Consider the following 24,416-nt stretch of genomic DNA (forward strand, 5'->3'; position numbering starts at 1 on the left):
CGTGGCCGCCTTCGCCGCGACCGACCTGGACGACCCGGTCGCGCACGGCGTCGCGCTCGCCCCGCGGATCCGGGCGCACCTCGACGCCTGGCTCGGCGCGCTCGCGGCCGAGGGCGTCGCCGACCCGGCTGCGCACGCCCGCGGGCTGCTCGGCCGCACCGGGTTCCGGTCCGCGGTGCAGGAGCTGACCCCGGACCTGGCCGCGGAGGTCCGGGGCGTCGCCGCGGGCGCGGGGGTCGACCCGGACCTGCTGCTCGCGCTGCAGCTGATCGACGAGGAGCCCGCCGCCCGGTCGGTCGCGCTCGCCAAGTGCACGGGGTTCGGGCTCGCGCTCCCGGACGGTCCGACCTGGATCGGGCAGAACATGGACCTGGGTGCGCACACCCGGGGCCACCAGGTGCTGCTGCGGGTCGCCCCGCGCGGCGACGCCCCGGCCGCGCTGGTGTTCACCGTCGCCGGCGTCGTCGCGCTGATGGGGGTGAACGCGGCGGGGGTCGGGGTGTGCGTCAACGCCGTGCCGCAGCTCCCCGCCGCCCGCGACGGCCTCCCGGTCGCGTTCGTGATCCGCCGGCTGCTGCAGGCGCGCTCGCTCGACGAGGCCGTGCGGCTGGTCCACGACCTGCCGCACGCGACGAGCCAGCACTACCTGCTCGCCGCCCCGGGCCGGGTGCGGTCGCTCGAGGCGCGGCCGGACGGCGTGGCCGAGCACCACCCGGCCGACCCGGCGCGGGTGCTGCACACCAACCATCCGCTCGGCCCGGTGACCGGGACACCCGGGTCGCCCGCCGCGCACCGCGACTCGGAGGCCCGCCTGGCCGCCGTCCGGGCGCGGGTGGGGTCGGGCACCCCGGCGCTGGCCGACCTGCAGGACGCGCTGCGCTCCGCCGACGACCCCGCGCACCCGGTCTGCCGGGTGGGCGGCGCGGGCCCGCAGGACTACACCACCGGGTCGATGATCTCGGCGCTGCGGCCGGGCGAGCCGGTGCACTCCTGGGTCAGCCCGGGCCCGCCGAGCGAGGTCCCCTACGCGCACGCGGTGCTGCGGGACGGCCGTTCCTGACGGGAGCCGACGAGCGGGGCCGGGCGCGCCCGCGTCGACCGTGACGGTCGCGGGCCGTCGTGCTCCGGGCGGGCTTGTCCGGCGGCGCCCGGCCTGGTCCGATGACGCCGTGGACCTCGGACTAGCGGGACGGCGGGCGGCGGTGGCCGCGGCGAGCGGCGGGTTGGGCTTCGCGAGCGCGGCGGCGCTCGCGGCGGAGGGGGCGCGGGTCACGATCTGCGGCTCCGACGAGGGGCGGGCGATGGACGCCGCCGAGCGGATCGGGGCCGCGTTCGTCGTAGCCGACCTGACCCGCCCGGAGGAGGGGACGCGGTTCGTCGAGGAGGCGGCGCGGCTGATGGGCGGCGTCGACATCCTGGTCACCAACGGCCCCGGCCCGGCCCCCGGCACGGCGCTGGACACGCCGGCCGACGCCTACCCGGCGGCGCTGGAGCGCAGCCTGCTCGCGGTCGTGCACATGTGCCTGGCCGCGGTGCCGGGCATGCGGGCCGCGGGATGGGGGCGGATCGTCGCGATCACGTCGCTGGGGGTGCGCCAGCCGTACCCGAACCTGGTGCTGTCCAACACCGCGCGCGCCGGGGTGACCGGGTTCCTCAGGACGCTGGCGACCGAGACGGCCGCCGACGGCGTCACCGTCAACTCGGTGCTGCCCGGTTTCCACGACACCGCGCGGCTGCGGAGCATGAACGACGGCGGCCTGCCGGACGTCCCGGTCGGCAGCGCCGACGACTTCGGCGCGGTCGTCGCGTTCCTGTGCTCGCGCCAGGCCGGGTTCCTGACCGGGACCGCGGTCCCGGTCGACGGCGGGGCGAACCGCGCGCTGCTGTAGTCCAGATGCCGGTCAGCTGGGCGGGCGCCACGGCCGCGGCGGCAGCACCGGCAGGCCGGACGGGGCGCACTGGCCGCCGCGCTCGCCGGCGAACCGGAAGATCGACCAGCCGATCAGCCCGGCCAGCAGCGAGCCGGCCAGGATGCCGATCTTGGCCTGGTCGACCAGCGCCTGGTCGTCCAGCGCCAGGTCGGTGACGAACAGCGCCACGGTGAACCCGATCCCGGCCAGCCCGGCGCCGCCGATGAGCTGCCCCCAGCGCAGCGTGTCGGGCACCCGCCCGATCCCGGTGCGCAGCGCGACCCAGGTTCCCGCCGACACGCCGACGACCTTGCCGACGGTGAGCCCGACGACGATCCCCCAGGTGAGCGGCGACGACGCGGCGGCGGCGAGCGTCGCGCCGTCGAGGGGGACCCCCGCGTTGGCCAGCACGAACAGCGGCACGATGACGTAGCTGCTCCACGGCTGGATCCGCAGCTGCAGCCGCTCGTTGGGGGAGACGGCCTCGGTGACCGCCGCCTGCGTCGCGAGCGCCCGCTGCGGGCTCGGGTCGACGAGGAAGCTGCGGCCCAGCACCGCGACCTGGTCGATGTCGTACTGGCGGGGGGCGTAGGCGTTGACCAGCAGGCCCAGCGCCACCCCGACGACGCTGGGGTGCACCCCGGACTCCAGCACCGCGAGCCACATCACGAGCCCGATGACGACGTAGAGCGGGGTGCGCCAGAACTGCGCGTAGCGCAGCGCGAGCAGGGCGAGGAACAGGACCCCGGCCAGCAGCAGCGGCGTGACCTGCACGTCGTCGGTGTAGAAGAACGCGATGGCGGCGACAGCGCCGATGTCGTCGACGATCGCGAGCGCCAGCAGGAACACGCGCAGCTGGTCGGGGCAGCGGGGCCCGACCAGCGCGAGCACCCCGATCACGACGGCGGTGTCGGTGGAGATCGCGATGCCCCACGCCCCCGCGGCGGGCCCGCCGGCGTTGAACGCGAGGAACAGCAGCGCGGGCACGACCAGCCCGCCCACCGCGGCCAGGGCCGGCGCGGCGATCGCCCGGGCCCCGCGCAGCTCGCCGAGCACCGCCTCGCGCGACATCTCCAGCCCGACGCTGAAGAAGAACAGCACCATCAGCCCGTCGTTGACCCAGTGCCGCAGGTCCTCGGTGAGCGCGGTGTCGCCGATCCGCAGGGAGAACTCGGTGTGCCAGAACTCCTCGTACCCGCCGCCGAGGTTCACCCAGAGCAGGGCGACGACGGCCGCGGACAGCAGCAGCACGGCCGAACCGGACTCCGTGCGCAGGAAGCCCCGCGCGGCGCGACTGAGGTCTCCGCGCTCGGCTAGTGTCGTGGTCACGGGCTCGATCATCCCCTAGGAGGTCGACGATCAGCACCACGCCTCTGGACCCGCCCATCGGGCCCTACGACCACCTCAAGGGTGTGCTCGGGGCCCCGCTCACGCTCGTGGAGTACGGCGACTTCGAGTGCCCGTACTGCCGGGCCACCGTGCCCGTCGTCCACGAGGTGCTCGAGCGGCTCGGGCGCCGCGTGGTGTTCGCGTTCCGGCACTTCCCGCTCGCGGAGCTGCACCCCTACGCGCTCTCCGCCGCACTCGCGTCCGAGGCCGCGGCGCTGGTCGGGCAGTTCTGGCCGATGTACGGGCGGCTGATGTCGGGTGACGAGCCCGCGCTCACCCAGGCCGACCTGCGCCGCTACGCCGAGGAGATCGGCGTGCCGCCCGAGTCGGTGCTGTGGCCCGCGACCCAGCGGGTGGAGGACCGGGTCGAGGCCGACTTCAACTCCGGGGTCCGCAGCGGCGTGCGGGGCACGCCGGCCCTGTTCGTCAACGGCATCGCCTACCGCGGCGAGCGCACGGTCGACGCGCTGGTCGCGGCGCTGGAGGCGCACGACGCCGACCAGCCGGTCACCTGAGCCGGCCCCCCGGCGTCAGAGGATCGCGCCCGGCTCGTCGGCGGCCTCGGGCAGGATCACGCCGTCCTCCAGGACGTTCGCGCCCGGCACCTCGTGCAGGAAGATCGCCACGTCCTCCTTCGCGTCGCCGGTGATCGCGCACCAGGCGTCGGCCAGGCCGTGCAGGAGCTTGCCCCGCAGCTCCGCGGAGCGGCCGTTGCGGATCAGCCCGACCATCCGCGGCCCGGTGACGGCCTCGCCCGCGGCGAAGATGCTGCCCGGGGGGACCTCGACGAACGAGCAGTGCACGTACCGGCCCGGCGCGCCCGTGACCTCGGAGTGGACCTTCGTGACGGCCGCGGCCACCTCCGCCCTGTGGGCCAGCGTGGCGCCGCCGGTCGGGACGGTGAACTGGTAGTAGGGCATGTCGTCCTCCTGGTGGATGGTCGAACTCGAATCGAACGTGACAGTAGCACTCGATTCGTGTCCTACAGTGTGACGATGAAGCACGACGAGCTCCAGGACGTCTACTGCTCGGTCGCGGGCACCTGGTCGGTGATCGGCGAGCGCTGGACGATGATGATCCTGCGCGAGTGCTTCCGCGGCGAGCGCCGCTACGACCACTTCCGCACCAAGCTGGGCCTGGGCAGCAACGTGCTCAACGACCGGCTGCGCGTGCTCGTGGCCGAGGGGATCCTCGACCGCGTGTGCTACCAGGACCACCCGCCGCGCCATGAGTACCGCCTCACGGCGAAGGGGGCCGACCTCTACCCGGTGCTGCTCGCGCTGATGGAGTGGGGCGACAAGCACGTGCACGAGGTGCCGCCGGTGCGGCTGGTGCACACCGGCTGCGGGCACGCCGCGCAGCCGCGGATGACCTGCGCCCACTGCGCGGAGCCGGTGGCGTGGCGGGCCATGACGGCGGAGTTCGAGCCGGACGCCTGGTAGCGCGGCGGGTCAGGCGTCGTCGAGGACGGTCCGCGTGCGGCGCGCCACCTGGTCCTTCGCCTCCTGCGGCAGCTCGTCGACCCCGGCGAGCAGCGGCAGCAGCTCCGGCGAGGTGAGCAGCGCGCGGAACGTCGTGCCGATCGTGACGCCGTGCCCGGGCCGGTGGACGACCTCGACGGCGTCCCCGGCCCGCACCTCGCCCGGCACGACGACCCGCAGGTAGGCCCCGGGGACGGCGGCCTCGGTGAAGGTGCGGACCCAGCCGCGGCGGTCGAGCCAGGCGGCGAAGGTCCGGCACGGGACGCGCGGCACCGTCACCTGGAGCACCAGGTCCGCCCCGACCCGCCAGCGCTCGCCGATCACGGCGCCGGTGACGTCGACGCCGCGCGTCGTCAGGTTCTCCCCGAACGCCCCGGACGCGAGCGGCCCCAGCACCTCGGCCCAGCCGTCGAGGTCCTCCCGGGCGTAGGCGTAGACGGCCTGGTCCGGCCCGCCGTGGTGCCGGACGTCGCAGATCCGGTCCCCGGACAGCCCGCTGCCGCCCGCGTCCGGCTCCCGCACGCGGACCGGACCGGCGACCGGGCGCTTGTCGATGCCGGTGAACCCCGACTTCGCCGCGATCGGCCGCACCCCGCCGACGTTGACCGACTCCACCACGCTCATGCCCCGACGATAGGCGGGTCTCAGCGGGCGGCCCCCGCGCGCCGCTTGTTGTAGACGTCGAACGCGACGGCGAGCAGCAGGACCAGGCCCTTGACCATCGACTGCACCGACTGGTCGACGCCCATCAGCTGCATGCCGTTGCTCATCACGGCCATGATCAGGCCGCCGACCATCGCCCCCACGACCGTGCCGACGCCGCCGGTCACCGCCGCGCCGCCGATGAACGCCGCCGCGATCGCGTCGAGCTCGAACATGGTGCCCGCGGCGGGCTGGGAGCCGTTGGACCGCGAGGAGTAGATGATCCCCGCGACGGCCGAGAGCAGGCCCATGTTCACGAAGATCCAGAAGTTGACGGCTCTGACCTTGACGCCCGAGAGCGTGGCCGCGTTGAGGTTGCCGCCGATCGCGTAGACCTGGCGGCCGAAGATCGTCCGCTTGGTCACGACGCCGTAGGCGAGCACCAGCACGCTGAGGATGATCAGCACCAGCGGCAGGCCACGGGCGTGCGCGAGCTGCCAGGCGAAGGCCATGACGACCGAGCCGACCAGCACCACGCGCGTCACGAACAGCGGGAACGACTCGACCGGCTGCAGGTAGCGGACCCGGGCGACCCGGGTGCGGAACCCGCTCACGGCGTAGCCCGCCACCGCGAGCGCCCCGATGAGCAGGGTGAACACGTCGTAGCCGTCGCCGCCGAGCAGCCCGTTGAGGAAGCCGCTGGCCACGAGCTGGTACTCCGCGGGGAACGGCGAGAGCGAGATGTTGTCGAGCACCCGCAGCGTCAGCCCGCGGAACAGCAGCATCCCGGCGAGGGTGACGATGAACGCGGGGATCCCGACGTAGGCCGCCCAGAAGCCGTGCCAGGCGCCCACCGCGAGACCGACGGCGAGCGCGGCGAGGACCCCGACCCACCACGGCAGGCCCTGGCCGATCACCAGCACCGCCGACACCGCGCCGGTGAGCGCGACGACCGAGCCGACCGACAGGTCGATGTGCCCGGCGACGATGACGATCACCATGCCGATCGCGAGCACCAGGATGTAGGAGTACTGCAGGACGATGTTGGTGATGTTGCCCGGGCTCAGCGACACCCCGCCGGTGAGGATCGCGAACAGCGCCACGATCGCGACGAAGGCGATGTAGATGCCGCTCTGGCGCAGGTTGCGGGTGATCAGCGCCCGGATGTCGCTGGTCCCGGTGTGCAGGGCGGCGGCGGGCGCGTCGCCGCCGACCGGGTCCTTCTGCTGGGGGGCGGTGGTGGTCATGCGACGGCCTCCGGCTCCTGGGTCATGAGGGCCATCAGGCCCTCCTGGGTGGCGTCGGCCACCGGCACCTCGCCGGTGATCCGTCCGGCGGACAGGGTGTAGATGCGGTCGCACACGCCGAGCAGCTCCGGCAGCTCCGAGGAGATGACGACGACGGCCTTCCCGGCCGCGACGAGCTGGTTGACGATCACGTAGATCTCGTACTTCGCGCCGACGTCGATGCCGCGGGTGGGCTCGTCGAGGATGAGGACGTCGGGGTCGGTCAGCAGCCACTTGGCCAGCACGACCTTCTGCTGGTTGCCGCCGGAGAGCGTGCCCACGACGCTCATCACGCTGGGCGCCTTGATGTTCATGTCGCGGCGGCTGTCCTCCGCGGCGCGGGTCTCCTCGTTGCCGTCCACCCAGCCGCGGCGCGAGAGCCTGCCCAGCGCGGCGGCGGAGACGTTGCGGCGGATGTCGTCGATGAGGTTGAGGCCGTACTTCGTGCGGTCCTCGGTGGCGTAGGCGATGCCCGCGTCGATCGCCTCGGCGACGGTGCGGGTGCGGACCGGGCGACCCCGGACGAACAGCCGTCCGGTGATGTCGCGGCCGTAGGAGCGGCCGAAGACGCTCATCGCGAGCTCGGTGCGGCCGGCGCCCATCAGCCCGGCGATGCCGACGACCTCGCCCGCCCGCACGTGGAACGACGCGCCGTCGACGACCGTGCGGTCCTGCACGGGATGGCGCACCGTCCAGTCCTCGACGCGCAGCACCTCCTCGCCCGGCGCGGAGTCGCGCGCGGGGTAGAAGGAGTCGATGTCGCGCCCGACCATCCCGCGGATGATCCGCTGCCGCGGGTGCTCCTCGGCGGCCAGCGCGAACGTCTCGACGGTGCGGCCGTCGCGGATGACGGTGGTGCGGTCGGCGATGCTGACGATCTCGTCGAGCTTGTGGGAGATGATGATCGAGGTGATGCCGCGGTCGCGGAAGCTGCGCATGAGGTCGAGCAGGTGCGCGGAGTCGGTGTCGTTGAGCGCGGCGGTGGGCTCGTCGAGGATGAGCAGCCGCACGTCCTTCGACATCGCCTTCGCGATCTCCACCAGCTGCTGCTTGCCGACGCCCAGCTCGCCGACCGGGGTCACCGGGCTCTCCGCCAGCCCCACCTGTTCCAGCAGGCCCGTGGCCTCGGCGTTGGTCCGGTTCCAGTCGACCAGGCCCCCGCGGCCGCGCCGCTCGTTGCCCAGGAACAGGTTCTCCGCGATCGACAGGTGCGGGACCAGCGCCAGCTCCTGGTGGATGATCACCACGCCGCGCTGCTCGCTGTCGCGGATGCCGGTGAACGGAGCGGGCGTCCCGTCCAGGACGATCTCGCCGTCGTAGGTCCCCGCGGGGTGCACCCCGGAGAGCACCTTCATCAGCGTCGACTTGCCGGCGCCGTTCTCGCCGCAGATCGCGTGGATCTCGCCGCGGCGCACGGCGAGCGTGACGTCGGCCAGTGCCGTCACGCCGGGGAAGGTCTTGGTGATGCCGCGCATCTCCAGGATGTGGTCGTCCATGACGTCGTCCTCGGTGCAGTGGGGGCGGCCGCCGGTCCCGGTGGGGGACCGGCGGCCCGTCGGACGGGGCCGTCAGCCGGCCTGGCCGCTCTCGACCTCCTCGGCCGTCCAGTAGCCGGAGTCGACGAGCACCGACTGGATGTCGTCCGCGTACACGGTCTCGACCGGCAGCAGGTAGGACGGGACGACCTTCACGCCGTTGTCGTAGGTCGTGGTGTCGTTGGCCTGCGGCTCGCCGCCGTCGAGGAACGCCGTCGCGGCGATGACGGCCTGCTCGGCGAGCAGGCGCGTGTCCTTGAAGACCGTCGAGCTCTGCACGCCCTGCGCGATGAGGGAGACCGAGGCGATCTCGGCGTCCTGTCCGGTGACGGTGGGCATCGGGTTGGCGGCCGTGCCGTAGCCGGTGTTCTGCAGCGCGGTGATGATGCCGCGGGACAGGCCGTCGTAGGGGGACAGGACGCCGTCGACGCGGGTGCCGTCGTTGTAGGCCGAGGTCAGCAGGTCCTCCATGCGCCGCTGCGCGGTCTCCTGCTGCCAGCGCAGGATCGCCACCTGCTCGATGGAGGTCTGGCCGCTGCCGACGACGAGGGTGCCGTCGTCGATGCGGGGCTGCAGCACCGACATGGCGCCGTCGAAGAAGAAGAAGGCGTTGTTGTCGTCCAGCGAGCCCGCGAACAGCTCGATGGTGAACGGTCCCGTCGCGGTGCCGGGTGAGCCGTCCTCCGTCTGCAGGCCCAGGCCGGTGAGCAGGGCGTTCGCCTGCGCGACGCCGACCTGGAAGTTGTCGAAGGTGACGTAGAAGTCGACGTTCGGGGTCTCGCGGATGAGGCGGTCGTAGGAGATGACCGGGATCCCGGCGTCGGCGGCGGCCTGCAGCTGGCTGCTCAGCGCGGTGCCGTCGATCGCGGCGATGACCAGCAGGTCGGCGCCCTGGGTGATCATCTGGTCGACCTGCTGGCTCTGGGTCGGGATGTCGTCGCCCGCGAACTGCAGGTCGACCTGGAACCCGGCGTCGGTGAGCTGCTGCTGCACGGCGTTGCCGTCGGCGATCCAGCGCTCGGAGGTCTGGGTCGGCATCGACACCCCGACGAGCAGGTCGGCGGCCGCGGCGTCGGTTCCCGCGCCGCCGGAGCCGCCCGCCCCGGACCCGCCGCAGGCGGTCAGGCCGACGGCCAGCAGTGCCCCCACCGCGACGGCGCGCAACCGTCCCGTCACGTGCAGTCTTCTCATCACGTGGATCTCCTCTTCGAGACGTCGGTACCGGTCGTCGCCGGGTCGCGGAGGTGAACGCGCGCACCGCCGCATGTGAGCGCTAACAATCGAAGCGTCGCCGCGGTTTGTCAAGGGGCTCGGCGACATCCGTCGCCACCGTTCGACGGGTCAGGGGCCGGCGTGCAGGATCGCCCCGGCCAGCGCCGCGATCCGGGCCTCGACGCCGGGGCCGGGGTGCCGGCGGCCGGTGCCGGCGAGGTCGTGCACGGCGTTGCGGGCGGCGTGCACCAGCAGCTCGGCGTCGACGGCCGCGAGGCCGGGCCGGGCGGCCCGCACCGTCGCGACCCACCGGTCGACGTCGGCGCGCAGCGCCGCGGCGATCTCCCGGGTCGCCGCGGGCGGCAGGTTGATGTCCTCGGTGACGTACACGCCGAACAGCTCCCGGTGCTGCACGGCGAGGCCCGTGTAGCGCTCGACGAGGTCGCCCAGCGGGTCGGCCGCACCGGGGTCGGGCCGGGGGAGCAGGGCGGCGGCGCGGGAGAACGCGGCCAGCAGCAGCTCGGCCTTGGTGGGGTAGTGGTGGTAGATGCTCGGGCCGGCCATCCCCGCGGCGGCCCCGATGTCGTCGACGCTGACCGCGGCGTACCCGTGCCGGTGGAACAGCGCGATGGCGGTCTCCAGCACCTGCTCGCCGCGGTCCGGGGACGCCGCGGCCCGGCGCCCGCGCGCCGGGCGCCCGGGCGCGGCCGCCGGGAGGACCGTGGCGCACGCCGCCGTCGCGGCCCGGGCCAGCCCGGTGCGGTAGCGCTCGTGGGGGAGGTCCAGCGGGCGGGTCGACGGGCTGGCGAGCGCGGCGAACGCGCCGGCGGCGAGCAATTGCGCCTGCCCGGCGTCGACGTCCGGACGGGCCGCCCGCACGTGGTCGGTGAACGCGTCGAACAGGCCGCGGAACCGGGCGGTGGCCTCGGTGCGGTCGCGGTCGTCGAGGTGGCGGATCTCGCGCCGGAACAGGACCCAGAAGTCGCGGCGGGCCAGCGCGGCGTCGGTGAGGCGGTCGAGGGCGTCGGCGAGCCCGGTGGCCCCGTCGAGGGCGGCCTCGACGTGGTCGAGCCCGGTGGCGACGGCCCCCGCGAGCAGCGCGTTCTTGTTGCGGAAGTGCCGGTACACCGCCGGGGCGGTGACCCCGACGCCCGCGGCCACGTCGGCCAGTGCGACCCGGTGGAAGCCGAGGCGGTGGAAGTGCGTGGCCGCGGTCTCGGCCAGCTCCCGGCGGCGCTGCCCCGCGGGTGGACGGCGCTGCCCCGCGGGCGGACGGGCCGCGCGCACGCCGCCTGCCTCGATCGCCACCGCACCCTCCCCGCCCCGTCCGTCGGCTCACGCTACCCGGGGCCCGGCCGGTCCCACGAGGGGCTTGCCTAGTGAATATTCACTAGATAGCGTGCGGCCCATGGCGACCACGGGAGAGAACCCGGAGCAGCGGTACCGGGAGGCCGGCTACCGGGCGACCGGCCTGTGGACCGAGCAGACGCTCGCCGGACTGGTGGCCGCGCAGGCCGCCCGGCACCCGGACCGGGACCTGTTCCTGTTCCAGGGCCGCCGCGTCACCTACGGCGAGTTCGAGGTGTGGACGCGGACGGTCGCGGCCGACCTCGTCGGGCGCGGCGTGCGGCCGGGCGACCGCGTGCTGGTGCAGCTGCCCAACTGCCTGGAAGCGCTGGTCCTGCAGGTGGCGGCGTTCCGGGCCGGGGCCGTCGACGTCCCGGTGATGCCGATCTACCGGCAGCACGAGATGCGCCAGATCCTCGCCGACTGCCGCCCCGCCGCGGTGTGCACCGCGACCGAGCTGGGCGACCGGGCCCCGGTCGCCGAGATCGACGCGCTGCTCGACGAGCTCGGGCTGGCCCCCGCGGTGCGCTACGCCGTCGGGGAGGCGCACCCGGGCTGGTCCGCGGTGCCGGGGCCGGTCGACGCGCCGGTGGAGCTGCCCGGGCCGCCGCCGGTGGACGAGCCGGTGCTGCTGCTCTACACCTCCGGGACGACCGCGGCCCCCAAGGGGGCGCTGCTGAGCAGCCGCGCGCTGATCGCGCACCTGGTCAACTTCCGCGACGCGCTCGGCGCGGGCGAGCACACCGTCACCCTGGCCGCGACGCCGCTGTCGCACCTGGGCGGGTTCGTCGCCGCCGTGGTGTTCCCGGTGTTCCTGGGCGGGCGCTCGGTCGTCATGCCCGGGTGGCAGCCCGACACCGCGGTCGAGCTGATCGACCGCGAGGGCGTCAACCTGATGATGGGGGCCACGGTGTTCGCGGCCGACCTCACCGCGCGCTACGAGTCCGCCCCGGCCTCGACGCGCCGCCTCGACGTCTACGCGTGCGCCGGTGCGGCCATCGCGCCCGAGGTCGTCGACCGGGCGTCGGCGGTCGGGATGGCCGTCGTGCGCGCCTACGGGATGACCGAGACCGCGGGGGTCTGCGCCGTCGCCTGGTCCGGCGACCCGCTGGCGCGCCGCCGCGAGTGGGACGGGCGGCTGCTGCGCGGCATGGAGATGCAGGCCGTCGACGACGAGCGGCGGCCGGTCCCGCCCGGCACGGTCGGGCACCTGCGCATCCGCGGCCCCCAGCTGCTCACCGCCTACACCGACCCCGCGCTGACCGCGGGCCAGATCGACGCCGACGGCTGGTTCTACCCCGGCGACGTCGGCCGCGTCGACGCCGAGGGCTGGGTGCAGATCGCGGGGCGCACCAAGGACATCGTCAACCGCGGCGGCGAGAAGTTCTCCACGATGGACATCGAGATCGCGATCTCGTCGTGCCCCGGGGTGCGTCGCGTCGCGGTCACCGCCGTCGCCGACGAGCGGCTCGGCGAGGCCGTCGGCGCCTGGATCGTCGTCGACGACGACCTGCTCGCCGCGGGTCCCGACCGCGTGGTCGCGCACCTGCACGAGCGCGGCCTGGCCCGGCAGAAGACCCCCGTCGAGTGGCACGTCGTGGACGAGATCCCGGCCACCGCGATCGGCAAGGTGCAGAAGCACCGGCTCGCCGACCTCCCCGACCGCCGGGTCTGGACGACTGGCCCGACCCCCGTGAAAGGTTCCCGATGAGCAGCACGACGAGGACGGTCTCCGACGGCGTCGGCGTCCTCACCTTCGACCGCCTCGAACGGCGCAACGCCCTGAGCATCGAGATGTTCACCGAGCTCTCCGACACCCTCGACGCCTGGGCGCACGACGACTCCGTCGCCGTCGTCGTGATCACCGGCGGCGAGGACGTCTTCTGCGCGGGGCTGGACCTGGACCTGCAGTCCGGCTTCACCGACGAGACGCGCGCGGAGTACTCCGAGGTGTGCCTGCGGGCCTACGGCACGCTGCTCGACTACCGCAAGCCCACGATCGCCGCTGTCGCCGGGGCGGCCCTCGGCGGCGGCTGCGACATCGCGGTCTTCTGCGACATGCGCATCGCCTCGCGGAACTCGGTCTGGGGCTTCCCGCAGATCAAGTTCGGGCTCACCCCGTACTTCTCGCCGCTGTGGAAGATCGTCGGGCTGAGCCAGGCGAAGCTGCTCACGTTCTCCGGCGAGCGGATCGACGCCGCGGAGGCCCTGCGGATCGGCCTGGCCGACCGGCTGACCATGCCGGGGGAGGTGCTGACCGGCGCGCTGCGGCTGGCCCGCTCGATCGCCGAGACCACCGTGGAGTCCGCCGTCAACAACAAGGAGCTGGCGCGGCGCTCCCCGGCGATGGACCCGATCAGCGCCCTGACCTACGAGACGCTGGCCTACCGGGAGGTCATCCGGCACCCCGAGGTCATGGACCGGATCGCCGAGGCCTACCGGGCGGTCCGGGAGCGGAAGGGGGAGAAGTGAGCGCGTTCCTGCACGACTTCGCCGACCGGTGGCTCGCCGCGTGGAACTCCCACGACACCGGCGAGGTGCTGGCCCTGCTGCACGACGACGTCACCTGGGACGACCGCGTCTTCTGGCCAGGGGTGATCCACGGGATCGACGGCATGCCGGCCTACGTCGACCGGATCTGGCAGGCGATGCCGGACGTGGTCTTCACCGAGACCGAGCGCTTCCTCAACCCCGACCACAGCCGCGGCCTGGTGCTGTTCGAGCAGTCCGGCAGCGCCCCGGCGAAGCTCGGCACCGGCGGCACGTTCCGCTCGCACGGCTGCGACATCTTCCTGGAGTTCCGCGACGGCAGGCTCGCGCACTACCTCGCCGCCTACGACATCGTCGGGATGCTGGAGCAGATGGGCGCGCTGCCGCCGCGGGGGGACCGCACCGGCAGCGCGTACGTGATGTCGCTGGCCCGGTCGGGAGCGGGGTGAGCCTCGACTCCGCCGTCGCCGGGTTCGGCCGCGTCGACGACCGGTCCGACCACCCCACCACCGTCGCGGACCCGCCGGCCGCCGCCGCACCGCAGGAGGAGACCACCTGATGTACCTGAACACCTCGGTCGAGGACGGCGTCGGCATCCTGGCGCTCGACCACCCCGAGAAGCGCAACGCGCTGGGCTGGGAGCTGCACGAGGGGATCGTCGCGGCGCTGGAGGCCTGGGCCTACGACGACGCCGTCGCCGCCGTGCTGCTCATCGGCACCGAGGAGCACTTCTGCTCCGGCTGGGCCCTCGACGTGCTGCAGGGCACCACCGCGGCGGACCGGACCCGCTTCACCGACCTCGCGTACCGCCTCATGATCACCCTCTACGACTTCCGCAAGCCGACGGTCGCCGCGGTCGCGGGCGTCGCCCCCGGCTACGGCATGGACCTGGCGAACATGTGCGACATCACGATCGCCTCGGAGAACGCCGCGTTCGGGTCGACGCAGGTCAAGTACGCGATGAACGGCTTCTACCACGGCATGCTGCGCAAGACGAACAGCCAGCGCGCCCGCCGGATGTACTTCACCGGCGACCCGATCGACGCCCACGAGGCGCTGCGGGTGGGCATCGCCGACGAGGTCGTGCCGGTCGGACGGCTGCGCGAGAGCGCGCTGCGGCTGGCGAAGCAGATCGCCGAGCACGGCGCCGAGCTGACGACGGTGCTCAAGGAGGTGGCCCTGCGCGCCTCGCACATGGACCACGCCGCGGCCACCGCCTACGAGCTGCGGGTCACCCACGACCTGCTCGGCCGCGAGCTGTTCGAGCGCTCGATCGCCGAGGGCCTCGACCGGCTCCGGCAGGGCCGGAGCAGGGCGACGCAGCGGCTGGGCGGGGACCGTGGCTGACCGCTTCCCGCGCACCGTCTACGACGCCGACCACGAGCAGCTGCGCGCCACCGTCCGGTCGTTCATCGCGACCGAGGTGGCCCCGCACCACGACGACTGGGAGCGCGCAGGCGTCGTCGACCGGGACCTGTACCGCCGCGCGGGGGACCACGGCCTGCTGCTGCCCGCCACGCCCGAGGAGCACGGCGGGGCGGGCGTCGGGGACTGGCGGTTCTGCGCCGTGCTCGACGAGGAGTTCGCCCGCTCCGGGTACGCCGCGGCCGGGCTCGGGATCGCGCTGCACAACGACGTCGTCGGGCCGTACCTGCTCGACCTCACCACCGACGAGCAGAAGCGGCGCTGGCTGCCGGGCGCCACGTCCGGCGAGCTGGTCGGGGCGATCGCGATGACCGAGCCGGGCACCGGCAGCGACCTGTCCGGGATCGCCACCCGCGCGGTCCGCGACGGCGACGACTACGTCGTCGACGGCGCGAAGACGTTCATCTCCAGCGGCCAGCTCGCCGACCTCGTGGTGCTCGCGACCCGGACGTCGCCGGAGCGCCACCGCGGGCTCACGCTGTTCGTCGTGGAGGCCGACACCCCCGGCTTCACCCGCGGCCGCAACCTGGACAAGCTCGGCCTGCACGCCCAGGACACCAGCGAGCTGTCCTTCACCGGCATGCGCGTCCCGGCGGCCAACCGCCTGGGCGAGGAGGGCGAGGGCTTCCTGCAGCTCGTGCGCAACCTCCCGCAGGAGCGGCTGTCGCTCGCCGTCACCGCGGTGTCGGCCGCGGAGGGGGTGCTGGCCCGCACGCTGGAGTACGTCGCGGAGCGCACGGCGTTCGGCCGGCCCGTCGGGTCGTTCCAGAACAGCCGCTTCCTGCTCGCCGAGCTGCGCACGGAGCTCGACATCGCCCGCGTGTTCGTCGACCGCTGCGTCGAGCTGCACGCCCGGGGCGAGCTCACCGCGGTGCAGGCGGCCGAGGCGAAGTGGTGGACCACCGAGCTGCAGGTGCGGGTCGCCGACCGATGCCTGCAGCTGCACGGCGGGTACGGCTACATGCGCGAGCACCCGGTGGGGCGGGCGTTCGTCGACGCACGGGTGCAGACCATCTACGGCGGCACGACCGAGATCATGAAGGAGATCATCGGGCGGGACCTGGGCCTGTAGGGGCCGCGGGGACGGTCATACGCGTCCCGGGGCGGCGCACCAGCACCCCCTCGGAGCACAGCGCGCGGACCGCCCGGCGCACGGTGTTCTCGGAGACGTCGTAGTGCCGGGCGATGGCCCCGGTGGACGGCAGCGGCCCGTTCCCCGCGAGGGCGCCGCGCCCGACCGCCGCGCCCAGGTCGTCGGCGATCTGGCGGGTCAGGGAGCGGTCGCCGGTCCGGTCGACGCGGCCGAGCACGGACGCGAGCAGCGCCCGCGTGGCGTCGACCGGGTCGGGGGCGTCCGCGAGGGCCCGGCCCAGCGCGTGCACGTCCCAGTACCGGCGCCGGGTCGCGCTGCGGGCGTCCGGGCGCAGGCCGATGCGTTCGATCTGCCGGCGCAGCGTCGTGGGCCGGATCCCCAGCTCCCGGGCGGCGACGGCCTCGGACACGAGGCCCGGATGGATCCACACCGCGTCGCCGTGGGTCATCTGCTCCGTGCCTGTCGGGTGTGCCGCAACCGGGGAGGGGAGGTTAGCCTCGGGGTAGGGGCGGCGTATCTCCCCAGTATTGAGGGGGTGGGATGCTCGCGGTCTTCCTCGTCGACGACCACCGCGTGTTCACCGAGCTGCTCGCGATGGGCCTCGACGCGCAGCCGGACCTGCGCTGCGCCGGCACGGCGCACTCGGTGGCCGAAGCGGTCGAGCAGGCGCGGACCCTCGCCTTCGACGTCGCGGTCGTCGACCTCCAGATGCCCGACGGCGGCGGCCTCACGGCCATCCCGCGGCTGCGGGAGCTGCGCCCCGCCGCCCGGATCGTGGTCCTGACCGCGCACCCGCGCCCGGAGCTGGTCCGGCTCGCCCGGCGGGCGGGGGCCGCCGCGGTGCTGGCGAAGGACGCGCCGCTGGCCGAGATCCTCGACGCGGTGCGGGCCCCGGCGGACGGTCCGGCGGCGCCCCCGGAACCGACGCCCGCCGCGCGGCTCACCCCGCGCGAGCTGCAGGTGCTGGTCGAGCTGGGCCGCGGCCGCGACGCCACCCGCATCGCGGCGGCGCTGGGGATCTCCGTACACACCACGCGCGACCACATCCGCGCCGTGCTGGCCAAGCTGGGCGTGCACACCCAGCTCGACGCCGTGGTCACCGCCGACCGGCTCGGCATCGTCCTGGTCGGCGGCGGGTGCTGAGCATGTGGTCCGACCCCCGTGCGGCCGGGCTCCGCCCGCCCGACGCCCGCCCCACCGTCCGGGCGACGGTGCTGCGGCACACCGCGCTGATCGTCGCCGCGGCCGTCGTGCTGTCGGCGCTGGTCACGGCCGGGGTGTGGGCCGTCGCGCAGGGCGAGGCGCGCCGCACGGCCGAGCGGGTCGCGACGCAGGTCGGGGCCGCGGTCATGGTGCCGCTCACCGCGCGCGACTACGCGCAGCCGCTCGACCGCGCCGACCTGCTGCGCGACCTCGACCCGTTCCTGCGCTCCGGCGTGGTGCACCGCGTCAAGGTGTGGCGGGTCGACGGCGACCAGGCGGAGATCGTCTTCTCCGACGAGCCCCGGATCGAGGCGACCCGCCGCGGGACGGACCTTGGGCTCGGCCGCCGGATCGACGCGGGGGAGACCGTGGTCCTGTCCGTCCCCGACGACCCCGAGCACCGCTTCGAGAGCGCGCGGGCGGACGAGCTGCTGGAGGTGTTCGTCGGCTTCCGCGACGCCGGGGGGAACCCGGCCCGGCTCGAGGTCTACGTGCCGGTCGACGTCGCGGGCACGACCCGCTCCGCCGTGGTGGTGCTCCTGCCGATCGCCCTGGGCGGGCTGCTGCTGCTCGGCTCGGCCATGCTCGCGCTATCGGTCGCGCTGGCCCGGCGCATCGACCGCGACCGCCGCGAGCGCGCCGACACGCTGCACTACGGCCTGGCCGCGTCCGACCTGGCGCGCCGGGACCTCGCGCGGTGGCTGCACGACGACGTCATCCCCGACCTCGCCGGGGCGGGGCTGCTGCTCGACACCGCGGCCGGGTCGGGGTCCGGCGAGCTGGTGGGGCGGGCCCGCTCCATGATCGGCGAGGACGTCCGCCGGATGCGCGCGCTGCTCACCGAGCTCGTGCCGGACCGCGTCACCGGGGAGACCTTCGTGACGGCGGTGCGGGCGCTGGCGGCCGAGGCCGGCGCCGACGTCGAGGTCGACGGGGTACCGGACGTCGGCGACGACGCGGCGACCCTGCTGCACCGCATCGCCCGGCAGCTGCTGCACAACGCCGCCGGGCACGCCGGGGCGTCCCGGGTCCTCGTCCGGCTCGGGGCGGCCGGGGACGACACGGCCCGCCTGGACGTCGTCGACGACGGGCGGGGGTTCGACGCGGACCGCCCGCCCCCGCCCGGGCACGTCGGGCTGCTGCTGGTGCGCCGGATCGCTGAGGAGTCCGGGGGCGGGATGTGGGTCCGCAGCACCCCCGGGGCCGGTACGGCGGTGTCGGTGACGCTCCCCGCCGCGCTGCGGCTGCCGGGCCGGGTTCAGGTGCCGCAGTAGGTGACGTGCGGCGGGGCGCCGTCGGGGGCGGGCTGTGCGTACTCCGCCAGGCCTGGTCGCTCGTCGAAGGGGGCGCCGACGACGTCGAGCAGCTTGTGGAACGGCGCGAGGTCGCCCGCGGTGGCGGCGGTGAGCGCCTCCTCGACCAGGTGGTTGCGCGGGACGTAGACCGGGTTGACGCGGTCCATCGCCGCCGCCACGGCCGTGCGGTCGGCGGGCAGCAGCGCGTCGCGGCGCCGCGCCCAGGCGTCGAACGGCGCCGGGTCGACGAACAGGTCGCGCGCGGTGCCCGCGGCGAGGGCCCGGAAGAACAGGGTGAGGTCGACGCCCTGGCCGCGCAGGAGCTCCAGCACGTCGCTCGCCAGCTGGGGGTCCGGGGTGGTGAGCCCGAGCTTGGCCGCCATGCCCTCCTCCCAGTGCCGCCGGTAGGCGTCGGGGAACTCCTCCAGCACGGCCGTCGCGGCCGCGACCGCCTTCTCGGTGTCCGGGTCGATCAGGGGCAGCAGCGACTCCGCGAGCCGTGCGAGGTTCCACTGGGCGACCGGGGGCTGGTTGGCGTAGGCGTAGCGGCCGCCCGAGTCGATGGAGCTGAACACCGCGGCGGGGTCGAAGGCGTCGAGGAAGGCGCAGGGCCCGTAGTCGATGGTCTCGCCGGAGATCGTCATGTTGTCGGTGTTCATGACGCCGTGCACGAAGCCGACGAGCATCCAGCGGGCCACCAGCTCGGCCTGGACGTGCACGACGCGGCGGTAGAACTCCAGGTACGAGCCCGCGTCGGGGTGGTGGCGGGCGATGGCGTGGTCGGCCAGCCCGCGCAGCACGTCGAGGTCGCCCGCCGCGGTCTCGCGCAGGTTCGCCGCGTACTGGAACGTGCCGACGCGCAGGTGGCTCGCGGCGACCCGGCACAGCACCGCGCCGGGGAGCGCCGTGCCGTCGCGCGGGACGGGCACGCCGGTGGCGACGACGGACAGCGCGCGCGTCGTCGGGATGCCGAGGCCGTGCATCGCCTCGCCCATCAGGTACTCGCGCAGCATCGGGCCGACCGCGGCCAGCCCGTCGCCGCGGCGGGAGAACGGTGTGCGGCCGGACCCCTTGAGGTGCAGGTCGCGGCGGCGGCCCGCGGTGTCGATCACCTCGCCGAGCAGCAGCGCCCGGCCGTCGCCCAGGCGCGGCTGGTAGCCGCCGAACTGGTGACCGGCGTAGACCTGCGCGACCGTGGTGACGCCCTCCGGGAGACCGTGCCCGACCAGCGAGGACACCCCGGCCGGCTCGCGCAGCAGCGCCGGGTCGACGCCCAGCTCGGCGGCGAGGCCCTCGTTGAGCACCAGCAGCCGGGGCGCGGGCACCTCGGCGGCGGTCCACGGCACCGACAGGCTCGGCAGCTCGCGGGCGTAGGAGTCGTCGAACTCGAACAGCGTCCTGGCGACGGTCATCCCCCGAGGCTACGTCCGGCCGCCCCGTCCGGCACGCGCCGCGGACGTGCGACGGGTCTCCGTCCGCCCGCGGGCGCAACGCCGGGCGGTCCGGGAGCGATAGGGACAGTGCCGGCGCCGTGACGTGCGCGCCGGCGCGACGGAGAGGCAGCACGATGATCAGGCAGCAGCTCGGGGTGGTCCGGTGAGCGACCCGTCGACGGTCCGGCGTCCGTCCCGCGCGACGATCGAGGCCGTCCAGGCCTCGTGCGCGGCGGTCGCGGCGCGGCCGGTGCGGCTCGCGGAGGTGTTCTACGCGAACCTGTTCGAGATGGCCCCGCAGCTGCGGGGCATGTTCGCGGCCGACATGACCGACCAGATGCAGAAGATGACCGACGTCCTGCTCGGGGCGATCGCCCAGATCGCGACGCAGGACACCGTCGAGCTGGAGGCCGTGCTGCGCCGGCTCGGGGCCGACCACCGGACGCGGTACGGCGTTCAGGCCCAGCACTACCTCGTGATCGGGCACGCCCTGACCCGCGCGGTCCGCGAGGTGGCCGGCCCGGCCTACTCCGGTGCGCTGAGCTCGTGCTGGATCGCGCTGGTCCAGTGGGTCGCCGCGCACATGGTGGCGGGCGCGGAGGCGGTCGACGACGAGCTCGACGCCGTGGTGCTGCCCGAACCCCGCCCGGCCGAACCCCGCCCGTCCGAACCCCGTTCCGTCGAGCCGCTCCCGGCCCCTCGCCTCCCGGTCGCGGTCCGGGGCGAGAGCTGAGCCGTGCCCGTCACGCCCCTCCCGCTGCGCGGCCGCGGCACCCGGATCGAGTACGGCGCCGACTACAACCCGGAGCAGTGGCCCCGTGAGGTGTGGGCGCGCGACGTCGCGCTGATGCGCGAGGCGGGCGTCACGATCGCGACGGTCGGGGTGTTCTCGTGGGCGCTGCTGCAGCCCGCGGCCGACGCCTGGGACCTCGACTGGCTCGGCGACGTGCTGGACCTGCTGCACGACGGCGGCATCGCCGTCGACCTCGCGACGGCCACCGCGTCGCCGCCGCCGTGGCTCACCACGGCGCACCCGGAGGTCCTGCCGGTCGACGCCGACGGGCGGACGCTGTGGCCGGGCGGGCGCCAGCACTGGCGGCCGACCTCACCGGTGTTCCGGCGGCACGCGCTGGCGCTGGTCGAGCGCCTCGCCCGCCGCTTCGGCGACCATCCGGCGCTGGTGGCGTGGCACGTCAACAACGAGCTGGGCTGCCACAACGCCCACGACTACTCCGACGACGCCGCCGCCGCGTTCCGGGTGTGGCTGCGGGAGCGCTACGGCTCGGTCGGCGCGTTGAACGCGGCATGGGGCACCGCGTTCTGGTCGCAGTCCTACGGGCGGTGGGACGAGGTGCTGCCGCCGCGGCTGGCCCCGACGCCGGCCAACCCCACCCAGCAGCTCGACTTCGCCCGCTTCTCCTCCGACGCCCTGCGCGAGCACCTGCGCGCCGAGCGCGACCTGCTGCGCGCGATCACCCCGGACGTACCGGTCACCACCAACTTCATGGTGATGGGGGAGGCCAGCCGGATGGACTACGCGTCCTGGGCCGGTGAGGTCGACGTCGTCTCGAACGACCACTACGTGCGCCCCGGCCGCCACGAGCACGACGAGCTGTCGTTCTCGGCGAACCTCACCGGCGGGCTGGCCGGCGGGCGGCCGTGGTGGCTGATGGAGCACTCGACCAGCGCCGTCAACTGGCAGAAGGTGAACCGCGCCAAGCGGCCGGGGGAGCTCGCCCGCGACGCGCTCACCCACGTCGCGCACGGGGCCGACGCGATCTGCTTCTTCCAGTGGCGCCAGTCGACGGCGGGGGCCGAGCGGTTCCACTCGGCGATGGTGCCGCACGCCGGGCCCGACAGCGCGGTGTTCCGCGACGCCGCCGCGCTCGGTTCCGTGCTCGACGCGCTGGCGCCGGTCGCGGGGTCGCACCGGGGGCGGGCCCCGGTCGCGCTGCTGTTCGACTGGGACTCCTGGTGGGCCACCGCGCAGGAGTTCCTGCCCAGCACGCGGCTGGACTACCGCCGCGACGCGGTGGAGTGGTACGCCGCGTTCGCCGACCTGGGCGTGCGCGTCGACGTCCTGCCCGCCGACGCCGACCTCACCGGCTATGCGCTCGTCGTCGCCCCGATGCTGCACGTCGTGGACGGGGCGCGGGCCCTGCGGCTCACCGGGTACGTGGAGGGCGGCGGGCACCTGGTCGCCACCTACTTCTCCGGGATCGTCGACGAGCGGGCGCACGTCCACCTCGGCGGGTACCCGGGCGCGCTGCGCGACCTGCTGGGCATCCGGATCGAGGAGTTCACCCCGCTGCTCGACGGGGAGTCGGTCGGGCTCGACGCGTTCGGCGGGACCGGGACGGTCTGGACGGACCGGATCGACGTCGTCGACGCCGAGGTGCTGGCCCGCTACACCGGCGGCGAGAACGCGGGACGCGCCGCGGTGACCCGCCGCACCGCGGCCGGCGGCGGGTCCGCCGCGTGGGTGTCGACCCGGCTGCAGGGCCCCGCGCTGGCCGGGCTGGCCGAGCGGCTGCTGCCGCCCGGGGTGGGCTCGGACCTGCCGCCGCAGGTGCGCGGCCACGTCGAGCTGGCGGTGCGGGCGGGCGACGGCGTCGAGTTCTGGTTCCTGGTCAACCGCACCACCGACCCGGTCGAGGTCGAGCTGGACGGCGAGGTCCTGCACGGCACGCGCGAGGGTCCGGCGGTCCGGCTCGGGCCGCGCGGGGTCGCGGTGCTGCGGCGGGACCCGGCCTGACGCCCGACCCCCTCGTCGGGGGTGCCGGCCGTTCCGGGTGGGGCCGTGCGGCCGGAACGGGTCGGTGGGCGTGTTGCGCGTCGACCCACGGCGCGGTCTGCCGGACGGGTGGGCGCAGGTGCCGCCGTCCTCGATCGCGACATCGGCCGGGGAGCAGGTCTGCGCCGCGGTGTCGGTCGGGTCTCGGGAGCAGCGGTAGGTCGCGTCCGGCGGCCGCCGCCTCGGGGCCGCACTCGGGAGGCGGCGTCGGACTCCGGTCCGTCGTTCCGGGCGTCCGGGTCGGGTGCGGAGTCGGCCGGGTTCCCGATCACCGGCCTCGCCTGCTCGCCGTGCCGACGGGCCGTGCGCACTGCCGCCAACTCGTTCGAACACATGTTCGCACGAATGCGTGGAGAATGGTAGAATGGGCCCATGTCCGAGGCGGCTCTCATCGAGCGGATCGCGCAGCTCGAGGAACGGAAGGCGGCCATCGCCGCCGAACAGTCCGAGGCCGTTCTCGCATTTGCGACAGCACACGCGGAATCGCAGACCGCGGCCGGTGACGTCGACCCGGAGATGCTCGAACGCAGTATCGCCGCCCAGGTCGGGTTGGCCTGTCGGGTGTCGCCGACCGAGGGTCGGCGGCGGGTCCGGATCGCGCGGGACCTGCACTCCGGGCACGCCCGGGTCCGGGAGTTGTTCGCCGCGGGACGACTCAGTGAGTACCAGACGGCGACCATCGTGGCGGCCACAGCGCACCTGTCCGGTGCTGAGCGTTCCGAGGTCGACGAGATGCTGGCGCAGCGCCGGGTCGAGACCCTCGGCGTGCGCCGGATCCACGACCTCACCCGGTCCCTGGCCGCGCGGGTCGCTCCGGAGAAGTTCACCGCTCGCTGCCGGGCCGCCCGCACCGGCCGCCGGGTGTCGGTCCGCCCCGTCGCGGACGGGATGGCCGATCTGACCGCCCACCTGCCGGTCGAGGAGGCCGTGGCCTGCTACGCCGCCCTCGCCGCTGCGGTGAACGAGGTCGCGGTGCGGGCCGAACCGGTCACCCGTGGGCGCGGTCAGATCATGGCCGACACCCTCGTCGAACGCCTCACCGGACAGGCCACCGCCCGGGACGTGAACATCGAGATCCAGGTGCTGGTCCCGGTCGAGGCTCTGATCGATCCGGACAGCCCGCTGCCCGCGCAGATCGCCGGCCACGGCCCCGTCCCGGTCGAGCTCCTCACCACCGGCGGTGGCCGGAGGACCTGGCGACGGCTGATCACCCGCGACGGAGTGGTGATCGGCGGGGACTCCCGCAGCCGCCTGTTCACCGGGCGGTTGGCCGCGTTGATCCGGGCCCGGGACGGGCATCGCTGCCGTGAACCGTACTGCGACGCCCCGATCCGCCACATCGACCACATCCGCCGCTGGAAAGACGGTGGCCGCACCGAGTTCACCAATGGACGCGGATTGTGCGCATTCCACAACCACGTTCGGGAAATGCCGGGATGGCGGGCGGAAAGCGCGCCGACAGGAATCACGACCACCACTCCCGTCGGCCGGACGTACCGCGCCGGCGTCGATACCCGAGTGGGTCAGCCGCCGTCGTCACCGGAGCACGGGTCCGCCGCCTGACGCCAGCACGCCACCTCTCGCTCCGGAGGCTCGAGAACCGGGCGAGCGGCATGCCGGCCCGCCGGTCGCAGCGCTCGTGCCGCCGCCGCCCGCACCGCTGTCGCAACCTCCGCCGTCCGCCTCGGCCGCTCTCTCCGTCGCCTCCGCCATCCGCAATCCGCCGCTGTCGTGGCCGCCCGCCTTCGTCGCCCGCCTTCGTCACCGACCTCCGTCGCACGGCCTCTTTGCCGCGGCGACGACCGACCGCGGCGACGACCGACCGCGGCGACGACCGACCGCGGCGACGACCGACCGTGCCGTCGCGCCCGTGCCGTGGTG

At 74.5% G+C, this 24,416-nt stretch carries 23 protein-coding genes; 14 read left to right on the forward strand and 9 right to left on the reverse strand.

Translation table 11 applies throughout. The features are described 5' to 3' along the window. Position 1 precedes the first annotated feature (1 nt). Both H6H00_RS20785 and H6H00_RS20790 read left to right on the forward strand, forming a co-directional pair. Positions 2-1,060 carry a C45 family autoproteolytic acyltransferase/hydrolase gene (locus H6H00_RS20785; RefSeq protein WP_185717408.1) on the forward strand — a complete coding sequence of 353 codons (1,059 nt, stop codon included), beginning with the start codon at positions 2-4 and terminating at the stop codon, positions 1,058-1,060. Between the two features lie 109 nt (positions 1,061-1,169). Further along, a complete protein-coding gene (locus H6H00_RS20790; RefSeq protein ID WP_185717409.1) occupies positions 1,170-1,889 on the forward strand; it encodes an SDR family oxidoreductase in 720 nt (239 codons plus the stop codon). 12 nt (positions 1,890-1,901) lie between these two features. Here the strand turns inward: H6H00_RS20790 and nhaA are convergent, their stop codons facing one another. Then, positions 1,902-3,239 carry a Na+/H+ antiporter NhaA gene (gene nhaA, locus H6H00_RS20795; RefSeq protein ID WP_255425283.1) on the reverse strand — a complete coding sequence of 446 codons (1,338 nt, stop codon included), beginning with the start codon at positions 3,237-3,239 and terminating at the stop codon, positions 1,902-1,904. Between nhaA and H6H00_RS20800 the strand changes: the two genes are divergently transcribed. Further along, complete coding sequence (locus tag H6H00_RS20800) at positions 3,227-3,814, forward strand: DsbA family protein (protein WP_185717411.1); 588 nt, start codon at positions 3,227-3,229, stop codon at positions 3,812-3,814. The two genes, nhaA and H6H00_RS20800, sit on opposite strands and share 13 nt — an antisense overlap. A gap of 15 nt (positions 3,815-3,829) precedes the next feature. Here H6H00_RS20800 and H6H00_RS20805 read toward each other — a convergent pair whose 3' ends face one another. Then, positions 3,830-4,219 (reverse strand): tautomerase family protein, encoded by a 390-nt coding sequence (locus H6H00_RS20805; protein ID WP_185717412.1) that lies wholly within the window; start codon positions 4,217-4,219, stop codon positions 3,830-3,832. Positions 4,220-4,294: 75 nt separating this feature from the next. On the opposite strand from H6H00_RS20805, the gene H6H00_RS20810 reads away from it, so the two are divergent. After that, positions 4,295-4,741 carry a winged helix-turn-helix transcriptional regulator gene (locus H6H00_RS20810; RefSeq protein WP_185717413.1) on the forward strand — a complete coding sequence of 149 codons (447 nt, stop codon included), beginning with the start codon at positions 4,295-4,297 and terminating at the stop codon, positions 4,739-4,741. Positions 4,742-4,750: 9 nt separating this feature from the next. Here H6H00_RS20810 and H6H00_RS20815 read toward each other — a convergent pair whose 3' ends face one another. The 5 genes from H6H00_RS20815 to H6H00_RS20835 form a co-directional block, all read right to left on the reverse strand. After that, on the reverse strand, positions 4,751-5,404 hold the full coding sequence (locus H6H00_RS20815) for an MOSC domain-containing protein (protein WP_185717414.1): 654 nt from the start codon (positions 5,402-5,404) through the stop codon (positions 4,751-4,753). Positions 5,405-5,424: 20 nt separating this feature from the next. Further along, on the reverse strand, positions 5,425-6,669 hold the full coding sequence (mmsB, locus tag H6H00_RS20820; RefSeq protein ID WP_185717415.1) for a multiple monosaccharide ABC transporter permease: 1,245 nt from the start codon (positions 6,667-6,669) through the stop codon (positions 5,425-5,427). Further along, positions 6,666-8,204, reverse strand: a complete 1,539-nt coding sequence (gene mmsA, locus H6H00_RS20825) for a multiple monosaccharide ABC transporter ATP-binding protein (RefSeq protein WP_185717416.1) — start codon at positions 8,202-8,204, stop codon at positions 6,666-6,668. Before mmsA ends, mmsB begins: the two co-directional genes overlap by 4 nt. 72 nt (positions 8,205-8,276) lie before the next feature. After that, on the reverse strand, positions 8,277-9,419 hold the full coding sequence (gene chvE / locus H6H00_RS20830) for a multiple monosaccharide ABC transporter substrate-binding protein (protein WP_255425285.1): 1,143 nt from the start codon (positions 9,417-9,419) through the stop codon (positions 8,277-8,279). A gap of 165 nt (positions 9,420-9,584) precedes the next feature. Then, the gene (locus H6H00_RS20835) at positions 9,585-10,763 is read right to left on the reverse strand and encodes a TetR/AcrR family transcriptional regulator (protein ID WP_185717418.1); all 1,179 of its coding nucleotides are present in this window, start codon (positions 10,761-10,763) and stop codon (positions 9,585-9,587) included. Positions 10,764-10,863: 100 nt separating this feature from the next. On the opposite strand from H6H00_RS20835, the gene H6H00_RS20840 reads away from it, so the two are divergent. The 5 genes from H6H00_RS20840 to H6H00_RS20860 all read left to right on the forward strand — a co-directional run bounded on the left by H6H00_RS20840 (position 10,864) and on the right by H6H00_RS20860 (position 15,789). Next, entirely contained in the window at positions 10,864-12,513 is a 1,650-nt protein-coding gene (locus tag H6H00_RS20840) for a class I adenylate-forming enzyme family protein (protein ID WP_185717419.1), read from the forward strand. Beyond that, complete coding sequence (locus H6H00_RS20845; protein WP_185717420.1) at positions 12,510-13,274, forward strand: enoyl-CoA hydratase/isomerase family protein; 765 nt, start codon at positions 12,510-12,512, stop codon at positions 13,272-13,274. The genes H6H00_RS20840 and H6H00_RS20845 overlap by 4 nt, the downstream gene beginning before the upstream one ends. After that, entirely contained in the window at positions 13,271-13,741 is a 471-nt protein-coding gene (locus H6H00_RS20850; protein ID WP_185717421.1) for a nuclear transport factor 2 family protein, read from the forward strand. The genes H6H00_RS20845 and H6H00_RS20850 overlap by 4 nt, the downstream gene beginning before the upstream one ends. Positions 13,742-13,850: 109 nt before the next feature. Continuing rightward, complete coding sequence (locus H6H00_RS20855; protein ID WP_185717422.1) at positions 13,851-14,639, forward strand: enoyl-CoA hydratase/isomerase family protein; 789 nt, start codon at positions 13,851-13,853, stop codon at positions 14,637-14,639. After that, a complete protein-coding gene (locus H6H00_RS20860; RefSeq protein WP_185717423.1) occupies positions 14,632-15,789 on the forward strand; it encodes an acyl-CoA dehydrogenase family protein in 1,158 nt (385 codons plus the stop codon). The genes H6H00_RS20855 and H6H00_RS20860 overlap by 8 nt, the downstream gene beginning before the upstream one ends. Here the strand turns inward: H6H00_RS20860 and H6H00_RS20865 are convergent. Beyond that, positions 15,764-16,258 (reverse strand): GntR family transcriptional regulator, encoded by a 495-nt coding sequence (locus H6H00_RS20865; protein ID WP_185717424.1) that lies wholly within the window; start codon positions 16,256-16,258, stop codon positions 15,764-15,766. The two genes, H6H00_RS20860 and H6H00_RS20865, sit on opposite strands and share 26 nt — an antisense overlap. A gap of 92 nt (positions 16,259-16,350) precedes the next feature. Here H6H00_RS20865 and H6H00_RS20870 point away from each other — a divergent pair, with 92 nt between their 5' ends. Continuing rightward, positions 16,351-16,953, forward strand: a complete 603-nt coding sequence (locus tag H6H00_RS20870) for a response regulator transcription factor (protein ID WP_185717425.1) — start codon at positions 16,351-16,353, stop codon at positions 16,951-16,953. Between the two features lie 2 nt (positions 16,954-16,955). Further along, positions 16,956-18,287: a sensor histidine kinase gene (locus tag H6H00_RS20875; protein WP_185717426.1), complete on the forward strand. Its 1,332-nt coding sequence runs from the start codon at positions 16,956-16,958 to the stop codon at positions 18,285-18,287. Here the strand turns inward: H6H00_RS20875 and H6H00_RS20880 are convergent. Beyond that, positions 18,272-19,720 (reverse strand): protein adenylyltransferase SelO, encoded by a 1,449-nt coding sequence (locus tag H6H00_RS20880; RefSeq protein ID WP_185717427.1) that lies wholly within the window; start codon positions 19,718-19,720, stop codon positions 18,272-18,274. The two genes, H6H00_RS20875 and H6H00_RS20880, sit on opposite strands and share 16 nt — an antisense overlap. Before the next feature lie 184 nt (positions 19,721-19,904). Between H6H00_RS20880 and H6H00_RS20885 the strand changes: the two genes are divergently transcribed. From H6H00_RS20885 to H6H00_RS20895, 3 genes are all read left to right on the forward strand, one after another. Further along, positions 19,905-20,474: a globin domain-containing protein gene (locus tag H6H00_RS20885; protein ID WP_185717428.1), complete on the forward strand. Its 570-nt coding sequence runs from the start codon at positions 19,905-19,907 to the stop codon at positions 20,472-20,474. Between the two features lie 3 nt (positions 20,475-20,477). After that, positions 20,478-22,496, forward strand: a complete 2,019-nt coding sequence (locus H6H00_RS20890) for a beta-galactosidase (RefSeq protein WP_255425286.1) — start codon at positions 20,478-20,480, stop codon at positions 22,494-22,496. 411 nt (positions 22,497-22,907) lie between these two features. Further along, a complete protein-coding gene (locus H6H00_RS20895; RefSeq protein WP_185717429.1) occupies positions 22,908-24,098 on the forward strand; it encodes an HNH endonuclease in 1,191 nt (396 codons plus the stop codon). The last annotated feature ends 318 nt before the right edge of the window (positions 24,099-24,416 follow it).

It is taken from the genome of Pseudonocardia petroleophila, assembly GCF_014235185.1.
Lineage (GTDB): Bacteria > Actinomycetota > Actinomycetes > Mycobacteriales > Pseudonocardiaceae > Pseudonocardia > Pseudonocardia petroleophila.

Excerpts from the sequence above, each read along its gene's own strand:
- H6H00_RS20805 (WP_185717412.1), bottom strand. The coding sequence starts at position 4,219 with ATGCCCTACTACCAGTTCACCGTCCCGACCGGCGGCGCCACGCTGGCC.
- H6H00_RS20810 (WP_185717413.1), top strand. The coding sequence starts at position 4,295 with ATGAAGCACGACGAGCTCCAGGACGTCTACTGCTCGGTCGCGGGCACC.
- H6H00_RS20815 (WP_185717414.1), bottom strand. The coding sequence starts at position 5,404 with ATGAGCGTGGTGGAGTCGGTCAACGTCGGCGGGGTGCGGCCGATCGCG.
- mmsB (WP_185717415.1), bottom strand. The coding sequence starts at position 6,669 with ATGACCACCACCGCCCCCCAGCAGAAGGACCCGGTCGGCGGCGACGCG.
- mmsA (WP_185717416.1), bottom strand. The coding sequence starts at position 8,204 with ATGGACGACCACATCCTGGAGATGCGCGGCATCACCAAGACCTTCCCC.
- H6H00_RS20840 (WP_185717419.1), top strand. The coding sequence starts at position 10,864 with ATGGCGACCACGGGAGAGAACCCGGAGCAGCGGTACCGGGAGGCCGGC.
- H6H00_RS20845 (WP_185717420.1), top strand. The coding sequence starts at position 12,510 with ATGAGCAGCACGACGAGGACGGTCTCCGACGGCGTCGGCGTCCTCACC.
- H6H00_RS20855 (WP_185717422.1), top strand. The coding sequence starts at position 13,851 with ATGTACCTGAACACCTCGGTCGAGGACGGCGTCGGCATCCTGGCGCTC.
- H6H00_RS20865 (WP_185717424.1), bottom strand. The coding sequence starts at position 16,258 with ATGACCCACGGCGACGCGGTGTGGATCCATCCGGGCCTCGTGTCCGAG.
- H6H00_RS20870 (WP_185717425.1), top strand. The coding sequence starts at position 16,351 with ATGCTCGCGGTCTTCCTCGTCGACGACCACCGCGTGTTCACCGAGCTG.
- H6H00_RS20875 (WP_185717426.1), top strand. The coding sequence starts at position 16,956 with ATGTGGTCCGACCCCCGTGCGGCCGGGCTCCGCCCGCCCGACGCCCGC.
- H6H00_RS20880 (WP_185717427.1), bottom strand. The coding sequence starts at position 19,720 with ATGACCGTCGCCAGGACGCTGTTCGAGTTCGACGACTCCTACGCCCGC.
- H6H00_RS20895 (WP_185717429.1), top strand. The coding sequence starts at position 22,908 with ATGTCCGAGGCGGCTCTCATCGAGCGGATCGCGCAGCTCGAGGAACGG.